Source organism: Lyngbya sp. PCC 8106, from assembly GCF_000169095.1.
In the GTDB taxonomy this organism is placed as follows: Bacteria; Cyanobacteriota; Cyanobacteriia; order Cyanobacteriales; family Microcoleaceae; genus Capilliphycus.
On record NZ_AAVU01000038.1, the window covers coordinates 15,272 to 27,178 of the forward strand.

Genomic DNA, 11,907 nt, shown 5'->3' on the forward strand with positions numbered 1-11,907 from the left:
TCAATAAGGATTTTGTCAACTATAGTTAAATATTGTTCCATTGATGATCATACTAATGTACTATTGAATAATGTTAATCAATTTTTAACAATGCGATTGTTTAAAAGTGGAACTATACCTTATTAATTAAGGCAGTTTAAAAAACGGAATGTCACAGTCTGGACTACTTGAACTAGCACATGAAAAGCTTCACTGGCCGACTCCACAAGAAATTTTGGAGCCATCTGGTGCAGGTCCTAGTGTTTATGCACGAATTGCTAGGGAAAAACTAAGTAGAACTATCAGCAAACTTTCAGATGGTCATGGTGTGCAAATAGGCGTGCTGTCGGCAAATCCTCAAGGTGACTCGACAGAAACACCCATTGCTCTGGTGTGCGACTTTCCCACAGAAGTTTCAGAAGACACACTGAGAAAAACTTATCAACTTGCTTGGAGTTTTTCTCGTACACCATCACTAATTACAACAGAACCTAATCGCTTAAGAATTTGGACGTGCTACGAAGAACCTCCAAAAGAAGATGATATTATCAAGCCCGTAATTAATGTTTCCAAACGGGAAATTGAGTCATTTAATCAGGTATCTCTTTCAGGTCAAGCTGCTGAAACTTTGCGGTTACACTGGGCTGATTTAGTATCAGGTCAATTTTTTCAAGAACATAGCCAGCGATTTCAACGAAAACAAGCCGCTGACCAGATGCTATTGAAAAATCTGAAAAGTGTTCGGAAAAGACTTCAAAAAAATGAACTTGATGATGATACAATTCATGATTTATTAGCAAGAATTATTTTAATTCAATTCCTTTTTGATCGTCAAAAATCTGAAGGTAATCCTGATTTAAATGAAAATTTACTGGGTGATTTATATCGAACTAATAAATTATCGGCTAGATACTCCCAGTTAGCTGACATATTAATAAATCATAGAGATACTTACCAATTTTTCCGTTGGCTCAACGGCGAGTTCAATGGTGATTTATTCCCAGGTAAAGGTGCTACTGAAGAAGAACGTGAAGCTGAATGGCAAACAGAAGAACAAAAAGTTAAACAAGCTCATCTAAATATACTTGCTGATTTTGTTAGTGGTGATGTAGACATTGAAACTGGACAATTAAGTCTATGGCCATACTACCATTTTGACGTTATACCTTTGGAGTTTATTAGCAGTATATATGAGGAGTTTGTTAGTAAAAAATCTGGTACAGGGGTTCATTACACACCAGAACATATAGTTGATTTTGTACTAGATGGTGTTTTACCTTGGGATAGTCAAGAATGGGATATCAAGATTCTTGATCCTGCTTGTGGTTCAGGAATTTTTCTGGTTAAAGCATTCCAGCGTTTAATTTATAGATGGGAACAAGCTCATCCAAGAACAATTCAGCCAAGTGATTTAAAATATTTACTAGAAAATAATTTATTTGGTGTTGATGTAGATGCTCAAGCAGTAAGAGTAGCATCTTTTAGTCTATATTTGACCATGCTTGATAAAGTAGAACCTCAATATTATTGGGAAAATGAGTTTCGCTTTCCTAGATTACGCGAACGTCAATTAGTCGCTGCTGATTTTTTTAAAGAAGATAAAGAAGGTTTTCGTTCTGTTCAAGATGCTGCTAAATATGATTTAGTTGTTGGTAATGCACCCTGGGGAAGAAACACTGTCACTCCGGCAGCTAAATCTTGGGCTGGAGATGTTTGGACAATAACCTACGGTAATATTGGCCCACTTTTTCTACCAAAAGCTGCTGCTTTAACCAAACCTGGTGGACAAGTAGCAATGATGCAACCTGCACTGGCTTTGATTTTTAATCAGGTTGGCACTGCTCAAGAATTTCGAGCTAGGCTTTTTTCAGAGTTCAAAATTGAAGAGATAGTTAATTTGTCAGCATTGCGTTTTGGACTGTTCAAAGATGCTATTTCTCCAGCTTGTATTATTACAATGTCAGCAATACTGCCTGACGGTGAACCTTTTACATACATTTGTCCCAAGCCCGTTATGACAAATGAGGATGACTATCATATAGTAATTGAGCCACACGATGTTAATACAATTTACCCACAAGAGGCGATCGCAAACCCATTAGTTTGGACAGCTTTAATGTGGGGAGGGAGACGTGATCTATCCTTGTTAAGAAGATTGAATCAGGAATCAAGTATTGAAAAACTTAAGAATCGTGGAATTGTCAAAACACGTCAAGGGATAATTCGCTCTGATAGAAGTAAACAACAGAAAAATATCATAGGTAAACAGATTTTGGAGTCCAAAAAATTTCCTGATTCTACATTTCTTTTCCTAGAAGCTAAAAGTCTACCTGTTAACAATGATCCATATACCCACTCGCGAGACTCTACAGATTTTTCCGCATTTGAAATGCCACAAATGATTTTAAAGCAAGGTTGGCAGATAAGTAGTAAACGATTTCAAGCAGCTATTACTGTCTCTGATGATAATAATCGAGGCGTTCTTTGTTCTAAAAGTTATGTCAGTGTGCATATTTCTGGTCAATATGGTTCTGTTTTGGAAACTGCTTGTTTGACTTATAATAGTAAACTAGCTGTATATTATTTACTTTTGTCAAGTGGTTGTTTTGCTTCTTATAGACCAGAAACTAATGTAGAAGACTTGTTACGTGTTCCCATTCCTGAATCACGCCCTATACCATTAAATAATATTAAAACATTTGACGATGTTGACGAATGTGTAAGGATTGCATTCTCATTTAAAGATAGTGAATGGGTAATCATTAATGATCTATTTAATTACACTCTGCCAGACTTTAAAGGAGATGGTGCTTCTCCAGGACGTAAAAGAACTCACCGTATAGATAATAGTCAATCTCAGAATAATACTGAACCTGAACTTACTGCATATTGTGAGTATTTTTTGCGAGTTCTTAAGGCAGGATTTGGACAAGATAAACAAGTTTGTGCCACCATATTTCAGGAACAAACTAAGACTCTTCTTCCTATTCGCTTAGTGGCTATTTATCTTAATAAGCCTGATTCTAAAGGTGTTCATATTAAACCTATTGACTCTCCTGATTTAATGGAACGCTTGGAAAACTTAAATAAGTTGTATCTAGAAAGAGGAAGTATAGAAGATGGTGGCATCTTTTATCAGCGTGTTGCCAGGATTTATGATTCAGTAGATTTGAATGGGGTGAAAATTCCTACTATTTATTTAATCAAACCTGACAAAATTCGTTATTGGACTCGTTCTATGGCTTTAAGAGATGCTGATAAAGTAGCCGCAGATATTATGCTTAGATATATATCTGAGATTAATTAACTAAATTTAAATGCAAAATATTAGTAGTACAGGAGTTAAATTTTGATTAGAAGACGGCAGACAATTTCAGAATTAAGATGGCCAGAGACGGATGAATTCATGGCAATTTCTAAGGATTGGTGTGAAACAGCATCAATCAATATACTTACTTTTGTTTGGAAAGGGTATGATTTATTAGTAAAGGAGGTATTCTCATAAATTGATTGTAGTCAAGCTGAAGATGATATTGAAAGAGATATCACTCAACTGCTTGAGCCAGAAATTCGCAGCGTTATGACAGGGGATGAGCCATATTATGTTCAACATGGTTCTTATGAAAGGGAGACCCGTCAAGTTGCACCAGCACAACCAAAAGAGTATGACATTGCATTTATTCTTAGGAAGAATAGAAGGATTATATGGCCTTTAGAAGCTAAAGTGTTAAAAACAGATGGCGCAGTAAGTGAGTATATAAAAGAGATAAATGAAAACTTTATGACTTGTAGATATGCACCATTTTCTAGTCAAGGAGGAATGTTGGGTTATCTTTTTTCTGGTGATTCAAACAAAGCTTTTAGCAATATTCAAGCTAAAGTACCATGCACATTAAATGATCATCTAGATTTTCTAACTCGTGATCATAAAACCTCGGATCACCAGCGAGTAGTTCCTCCGGGAAAATCATATCCTGCTGAATTTCGCTGTCACCATTTACTATTAAAAATAACTGCTACAGATGCTAATTCTACAGATACTAATAATATATCTTCGATTGAATAAATTTAAAACTTACTCAAATACCCTTCTGATCTTCTACCATCTCTGCAAAGGGCAGAAAACACCTTTGACACCATCCATCCACCCACAACGCCGGAACCTTAAACCTCGCCTTACAGTTGGGACACTATTTGTTAAACCTCGGGTAAATGACATCTAATTTGTTAAACTCCTGCGATCGCTATCGCTTCATAAAACCCAGAAAAAAATCGCTATAACCTTTATTTTAGGGGGATTACAGTGATTTGATGTTTCGATGACACTAATTTGTTAAGACGACAGATAATTAGTTAATGTACATTTAGCCTGTTGCCTTGATGTAACGTGATTTCAGCTTTTAACCTAGCTTAAGTTATTAGCTTTTTACCCAGTTATTACCCAATCGACTAAAGCATAACTAGAAAAATGGGTAACTGTCCATCACATACTTGATAGGATTTATTCGTCAACAAGCACATTACTGTAATCCTGTCAAATCAATTATTCACTCTGTTTCTACTACTTACCCCCAACCTGAACTCTTAAGCCTACTACAGACGCTCTATCTGTCAAGGACAAGCCATTCGGTGCTAACGCATCCTTGACATCTATCGCTTGCCTGTAGTGCTTAGAGTTTTGTCAGGTTTAGGGGGAAGGTGTGTTAGGGAAGATTTTTGCTCAGGCAAACTAGCAAGGATACAAATTTTGTATCCGTCTTAGCTGATTGAGTTAAGGTTTTAACAAACCAGATATCACGTTATCGATGTGAAGGTTATATAAGATTAGTTATGTAGGATTGTACTCAAGAAGTCTTGGTCATTTGCTTGTAACGTAGTTGTCGTTTGCTACCATGTTTGTACGTTTATGTCAATAGTCTAACTTTATACAGTCTGTTGTCCTTACCTTGGGGTAGAGTTGCAGAATTCTAGTTGTATAATTTGCACTGAAATTAAAGTCTGAAAGCCTTACTGCACAAGGCTTGTAATATTGAACGAACTTACCCCCTAGAACGATTAATAAGTTGGGGTCTATTTACGGAAAAGATTGAAACTACTGCCAGATAAAGGCTCTATCTTGTTGATTCAAACTTCAATTCAAAGATTTGATACTAGGGCTATAAAAATTTCTGATAAACGCTTGACAAATATCGCGATTTGTAGATTTTATTGATGTTTTAATCATATTAAAATAATTTATAAGTATTGACACTAGCAACTTAATAAGCTTTGGTATAACTAATTTACGAGAATAAAATGCTCTAATATTAGCGCATTTTCACTTTGCAGATAAGACTTTAAGACCTGTCTACACTACTGTCTACAGTGTCTACACATTTCTACTTGTGCCTGTATACATCTGTCTACACCTGTAGACCATAGATTTAATAATCTCGTTACGGTATTATAGGGTTTACAGCATAGTTACGTCGTAATTACGACGTAAAACTATAGACGTAAATTACCCGCGGTTAATAACGGCACCACGGGCTTAAGTAGCTTTTGAGGAATAAACCAATGGTATCTGATAACGACAATAGAATCAAGGACATCCAGGAGGACGTTGCATTCATTAAACGACAAGTAACTCCTAAGCGTGATTCTGATGTTGAACTAGACTTAGACGAGGATGGAAATATGGTAACTATTCACTGGACTAAATTACAAACCAACCCTTACTCAGCTCATAAGCTTTTTGGAGAGGCAATCAAGAATGAGTCAGGGGTACGAAGGCTTACAAAATGTAAATTGATAGGAGAAGCTAAAAAAAATTCTGAATGTCCGTCAAAAATGAGACAAGTTATTTTCGATAAAGCTTGGGCAACTCAAAAATCAATAAATCAACTAGAAGGCTTGTTAAGTAGTTTAACAGAAGATGAGTTTATTGATTTTATGAGAGAGATTTACAAGCTGTATCACAACCCTAACAACAATAAAAGGTAGCGTTTAACTTTCACAGGAGTTACTTTGTACAAGGATAAAGTAACTCCTAGTAGAGTAGAGTAGAGTAATAATAATAATAATAATAAAATGTAATAATAATAATAATAAAATAAAAAAAAAGGAACTAAAGAATGTTAGTTCCCTCTGTCTTGCTTTTTGTAATCTCTATCAAGTTGCAGTAGCTATAAAAGCACTGGCAAGCTCAGTGAAAGGTTCTAAGGTTGATGCTACTCTTGTCAGGTCTGCGTGACCTTTCTTGTATGAATAAATGACAAGAGGAGATCAAGCTTTTATTCCCACTGATTCACCTTGTAGTGTTAGCTGTCTTAGTTTGTACATCTGTTGTCTGACAAAACCTGATTCACTCCCAAATTCCTCACAAGTGAGTGTTTCACGTCTTCTCAGTTCCCTGATAATATCAAGCCAGTTTTCAACCTTTTGAGACTCAGCTTTAATGATTTCTATCAGTTCATCATCTTCACATTTAACCGTCACCTTACCGTTAACTTCTATCGTTTCTTTGCCGTAGTAATAACGAACGTAGTCAGCATCATAGCGAACGAGAACGTAAGCTTCTTTGCTCTGTTGTGCGTGATAAAACACTTTAAAAAAACGCTGGTTTGTTACCATCTCAATTGATGGAACTAAGAGTTTGTAGCCACTTTTGCTATTATAACGGAACTTACTCCAGTGCTTTAATGGGAGTGTGGGAATATTCAATGCAATGTTCATGGTTCTATGTTTTGATGTGTCGTTAAGAATTGCCTAAGTCTTGAATAGACTTGATTAATGAACGTGCTGATTTATCCTTATAACCAGGCGATTGATTAAGCTTGGGTAATGTATCAGACAACCATTTCTCCAGGTGTATACAGGTGTTTACAGAAGTGTCTACAGACCCATTCGCCTGAGGGAGTGATTCTAGTCTTTGTTCAATCTCTGTTAAGCGTTTATTCAAACGAGACTCCAACTCGCTTAACTTAGACTCGTTTTCTGATGTGTCTACAGAAGTGTCTACAGTGTTAACACCTTTATCAACAGAGAGTAACAGTCTTTTAGCTGCAAGGTTGAAAGACTCACCTGGTAAACATTGAGACTTAATCCAATCCAGGTCGTCACCGGATAGGCGAAAACTAATTAATTCAGTTGCCATTATTACCCCCTCTTGTGATGTGCATAAGGGGAAGATAGACAACCTTAAAAAAGATTGAAACGACTATTTTAGAGCCTGCAAAAAGCCCTATAATTGATTTGTTCATTGATACCAATCTATCAGTGGACAAGCTTGGTAGGTGCTACCAACACCTACCAGGCATTAAAAAAATAGTAAGCTTATTAAGTTGCTAGTGTCAATACTTATAAATTATTTTAATATGATTAAAACATCAATAAAATCTACAAATCGCGATATTTGTCAAGCGTTTATCAGAAATTTTTATAGCCCTAGTATCAAATCTTTGAATTGAAGTTTGAATCAACAAGATAGAGCCTTTATCTGGCAGTAGTTTCAATCTTTTCCGTAAATAGACCCCAACTTATTAATCGTTCTAGGGGGTAAGTTCGTTCAATATTACAAGCCTTGTGCAGTAAGGCTTTCAGACTTTAATTTCAGTGCAAATTATACAACTAGAATTCTGCAACTCTACCCCAAGGTAAGGACAACAGACTGTATAAAGTTAGACTATTGACATAAACGTACAAACATGGTAGCAAACGACAACTACGTTACAAGCAAATGACCAAGACTTCTTGAGTACAATCCTACATAACTAATCTTATATAACCTTCACATCGATAACGTGATATCTGGTTTGTTAAAACCTTAACTCAATCAGCTAAGACGGATACAAAATTTGTATCCTTGCTAGTTTGCCTGAGCAAAAATCTTCCCTAACACACCTTCCCCCTAAACCTGACAAAACTCTAAGCACTACAGGCAAGCGATAGATGTCAAGGTTGCTCCTAGCACCGAAGGCCTGACCTTGACAGATAGAGCGTCTGTAGTAGGCTTAAGAGTTCAGGTTGGGGGTAAGTAGTAAAAACAGAGTGAATAATTGATTTGACAGGATTACAGTAATGTGCTTGTTGACGAATAAATCCTATCAAGTATGTGATGGACAGTTACCCATTTTTCTAGTTATGCTTTAGTCGATTGGGTAATAACTGGGTAAAAAGCTAATAACTTAAGCTAGGTTAAAAGCTGAAATCACGTTACATCAAGGCAACAGGCTAAAAGCGGGTGGGGGGAATCGAACCCCCATCATTAGCTTGGAAGGCTAAGGTTTTACCACTAAACTACACCCGCAAGATTGCAGTTCTATTATAATAGCACAAGTTTTGAAAAATTGAGCAATTTTTGAGCAAAAATTTTGAGATTACTCAGCAATCGGCTCAGAAGCAATCATAAAGGTGGATACAGGTTCATCTATCCCCTTCAACGACTGCATTTCCTCCGAGAGAATTTCCCGTTGGTCGAGGTATTGTGCGACTTCTGCTGAGACTAAAATATGATTGGGACAAGCCACTTCCTGTAAACGAGCCGCAATATTCACCGAAGGGCCAATCGCCGTGTAATCTGATCGCTCTTTGGACCCAAACATTCCGACAACTGCCATTCCCTGATGAATCCCGCAGCGAAAACGAATCGGTTCAACACCATTGTGACCGACTAAGCTTCGTTCTTGCCAACTGAGATTTAACTTGTCTAAAGCCCGCAACATCGCCCGCGCAGAAGCCAATGCTCGCCTCACCTGTTCGTCTGGGGGTAACTCTTGGGGCGCCCCGTACAACGCCATCACCGCATCCCCGATAAACTTATCAACCGTTCCGCCATTTTCAAATACCGCTTGAGTCATTGCGGCTAAATATTCATTTAACACTTGAGCAATCCGGCGAGACTGAAGTTGATTTGACATCCGTGTAAACCCAACAATATCCGTAAATAAAATCGTTACTAAACGGGGTTCTGGGTTTAAATCTAACACCAAATCCCCGGCTGCGGCTCGTTCGACCATCGGAGGCGGTAAAAACCGCTTCAAAACCGATTCTGTCAAATATCGATTTAATTCCGCCACCCGACGTTCATTTTCTTTCAGCGCTCGCAAGTTGCGGACTTCAGCAAGTAATTCTCGATCATTAAACGGCTTAGAAACATAAGCATCAGCACCTCGTTCAACGCCTTCGATGCGGGTATCCTCATCAGCTTTTGCAGTTAATAAAATAATCGGAGTTCCTCTTAACTGAACATCTTCGCGAATCATACGAATTAAATCCAACCCCGACACAACAGGCATCATTAAATCAGTAATAATCACTTCGGGACGATAAGTTTTAGCTTGTTCAAATCCTTCTGCGCCATTACGAGCCATAACAACATGAAACTTAGCCGGTTTTAAAATATTAGATAAATAGCGGCGCAAATCGGGGTTATCATCAACAACTAAAATCGTATTTTCTAAAGGTTCAGAAGTTGCAATCAGATGCTCATCGACCAAACTTTCCTCTGTTGGATTAGAGACTTCATCCTCACTCAATTCAACTTCCACATCTGATAATTCTACCGCCGCTCGTCTAGGATTCAACTCGGCGGGAACTTCTAACACCTGATCTGCCGGTAAATGAGCAGTTCCTGTTTGTAGCCAAACCGTAAATGTTGTACCTTCGCCATAAACCGAGTCTACAGAAACTTGACCATGATGTAAATCGACCAACTCTTTGACTAAAGCTAATCCTAAACCACTGCCTTCATAGGAGCGATTCGTTGAACCTTCGGCTTGACGAAAACGTTCAAATAGATGGGGGATTTGTTCGCGATGAATCCCTATTCCGGTATCTTTGACTTGTAAACGACAATAACTTCCAGAGGGTTCTAAACTTATATAAATAACACCATTTTCTGGCGTAAACTTCATGGCATTAGACAAGAGATTATAAAGAACTTTATCAAACCGTTCTAAGTCTAAATAAATAGATTCACAAAGTTGTAAACTAATTTCAAGTTTAATTCCTTTTTTCTCACAATAGGGTTGAAAAGACTCAACCGTTTGCCGACAAAACTCAACGAGATCACAAGGACGAAAACTCGGTTGCATTCGTCCAGCATCAAATCGTTGTAAATCAAGTAATTGATTCACTAAGCGCAAAAGTCGCCGAGAATTTCGCAGGGCTATTTTAGCTTGTTCATAGGGTAAATCTTGGGTCTGATTAACAGCCGCTTCTAAGGGGCCGATCATCAGCGTTAACGGGGTGCGAAACTCGTGAGAAATATTCTGAAAAAATTCTGTTTTTAAGCGATCAACTTCAAGTAATCTTTCGGCTTGTTGGCGAGTTTTTTGATAAAGACGGGCTTGTTGTACAGCTAAAGCAGCTTGAGCAGCAACCACTTGAACTAAATTGACTTCCGCTTCAGTCCACTTGCGAATGGAGTCATTTTGACGCAGAGAAATACTCCCAATAATTTGATCATCTAGAAGTAAAGGAACCACCATTAACGCCTTAGATGGCGATCGCAAAGGAAGCTCAATTAAGTTCCAGTCCGGTTTTTTGGTCAAATCATTAATAACAACAGGATTTTGAGTATCTAACAAGCGTTGAAGAACCGGATTTCCGCGAATAGGAACGGCTGACTGGGGTAAATTTTCTGGGCTTTTAGCATCAGCAGAAGTTTCGTCTATTGGATCAACTGCATCTATTTCATCTTCTGACCAGTCTCCTACAACAGACGTTTCATAGTGAGCATCATACAACCCCACACATTGCACAAATTCATCTTCTCTCGTCCACAAAGATAGGGCGCAACCATCAACGCTGAGGGCTTGTCCGAGTTGTTGAGTAATAGCCGCAAAAATCTTCTGAGGATCGAGACTCGAACGAATCGCAGCAGTGATAGTATTAACAAGAACTTCACGTTTAGCCAGTTCTTGAACTTGTTCATAGGCTCGGGCTTGAGACAGAGCAAGGGCGGCTTGATCTGCAACCGTAATAATCAACTGGACTTCATGATTGAGCCATTCTCGCAAGTCATCAACTTGGTGCATAGCCAGAACAGCCATCAGTTCCTGTTGATAAAACAACGGTACAATCAGACTAGAGCAGATATTCGCAGCAGTGTAGGCTTGTTTTCGGGCAAGAAATTCCTCACTTTCACCTTGAATTCGCTCATCAGTCTGGGCATCTGGGATAATATCAACCTCGGTGGTTTCCCAAACAAGCGTTTTAAACTCAGAATTTTCAATTCCAAAGTCAGACTCTTTGAGACGAGACGCTTGATAGACAAACCATTCCTCAACCATTTCTCCATCTTGAAACGGTTGTAAAATACAGTAACTCACCTCAAACATTTGTCCAACAGTTTCGACAATGCGTTGCAGCATTTCCCGATAGTTCAGCGCAGAACGAATCGTGCTGGTAACAGCGTTGAGGAGAGATTCTTGTTGTAATGCTCTTTTGAGTTCTTCGGTACGAGTTTTGAGGACGTTGTGGGTTTCTAAAGCTTGGTTAACAATCACCTTGAGTTCTTCAGCTTCCCAAGGCTTAGTTACATATTTAAACACCTGACCCGAGTTGATCGCTTCAACTAAATCCTCAACGTCAGTATAACCCGTCAACAAAATCCGAATCGCATCCGGGTATTGAGTTGCTGCCACACTCAAGAGTTCAGTCCCACTCATTTGAGGCATTCGCTGATCAGAGATAATCACAGCAACATCCTCTTCTTGGGCTAAAATTTCTAAAGCTTGGGGCGCACTGTCAGCTCTGAGAACTTTGTATGCTCGATAGAACGTCCGATAGAGCAGGTCTAGATTGTCCGGTTCGTCGTCAACAACTAGAATTTTGGGTTTAGATTTCTTAAGGAAATTCATGCACCGCTCTCCTGCTGCAAAAGCGAATGATGTCAATAGTAAAGTTGGATACAGGGGGCAAGTGAGAAGTAATCACAGTTACCGG

6 protein-coding genes and 1 tRNA gene are annotated in these 11,907 nt (G+C 38.4%); 3 read left to right on the forward strand and 4 right to left on the reverse strand.

Annotated features, from left to right (window positions below; translation table 11 throughout):
• Nucleotides 1–148 precede the first annotated feature (148 nt).
• The 3 genes from L8106_RS21490 (at nucleotide 149) to L8106_RS21500 (ending at nucleotide 5,961) form a co-directional block, all read left to right on the forward strand.
• Complete coding sequence (locus tag L8106_RS21490; RefSeq protein ID WP_009786561.1) at nucleotides 149–3,286, forward strand: class I SAM-dependent DNA methyltransferase; 3,138 nt, start codon at nucleotides 149–151, stop codon at nucleotides 3,284–3,286.
• Between the two features lie 273 nt (nucleotides 3,287–3,559).
• A complete protein-coding gene (locus L8106_RS21495) occupies nucleotides 3,560–4,045 on the forward strand; it encodes a hypothetical protein (RefSeq protein ID WP_009786562.1) in 486 nt (161 codons plus the stop codon).
• Between the two features lie 1,490 nt (nucleotides 4,046–5,535).
• Nucleotides 5,536–5,961 carry a hypothetical protein gene (locus tag L8106_RS21500; protein WP_009786563.1) on the forward strand — a complete coding sequence of 142 codons (426 nt, stop codon included), beginning with the start codon at nucleotides 5,536–5,538 and terminating at the stop codon, nucleotides 5,959–5,961.
• Between the two features lie 282 nt (nucleotides 5,962–6,243).
• Here L8106_RS21500 and L8106_RS21505 read toward each other — a convergent pair whose 3' ends face one another.
• The 4 genes from L8106_RS21505 to L8106_RS21520 form a co-directional block, all read right to left on the reverse strand.
• Nucleotides 6,244–6,693 (reverse strand): hypothetical protein, encoded by a 450-nt coding sequence (locus L8106_RS21505; RefSeq protein ID WP_009786564.1) that lies wholly within the window; start codon nucleotides 6,691–6,693, stop codon nucleotides 6,244–6,246.
• A gap of 22 nt (nucleotides 6,694–6,715) precedes the next feature.
• Nucleotides 6,716–7,114: a hypothetical protein gene (locus tag L8106_RS21510; protein WP_009786565.1), complete on the reverse strand. Its 399-nt coding sequence runs from the start codon at nucleotides 7,112–7,114 to the stop codon at nucleotides 6,716–6,718.
• A gap of 1,081 nt (nucleotides 7,115–8,195) precedes the next feature.
• Nucleotides 8,196–8,266, reverse strand: a tRNA-Gly gene (locus L8106_RS21515).
• Nucleotides 8,267–8,336: 70 nt separating this feature from the next.
• Nucleotides 8,337–11,822, reverse strand: coding sequence for a response regulator (locus tag L8106_RS21520; protein ID WP_009786566.1), 3,486 nt, complete (start codon nucleotides 11,820–11,822; stop codon nucleotides 8,337–8,339).
• Nucleotides 11,823–11,907 lie beyond the last annotated feature (85 nt).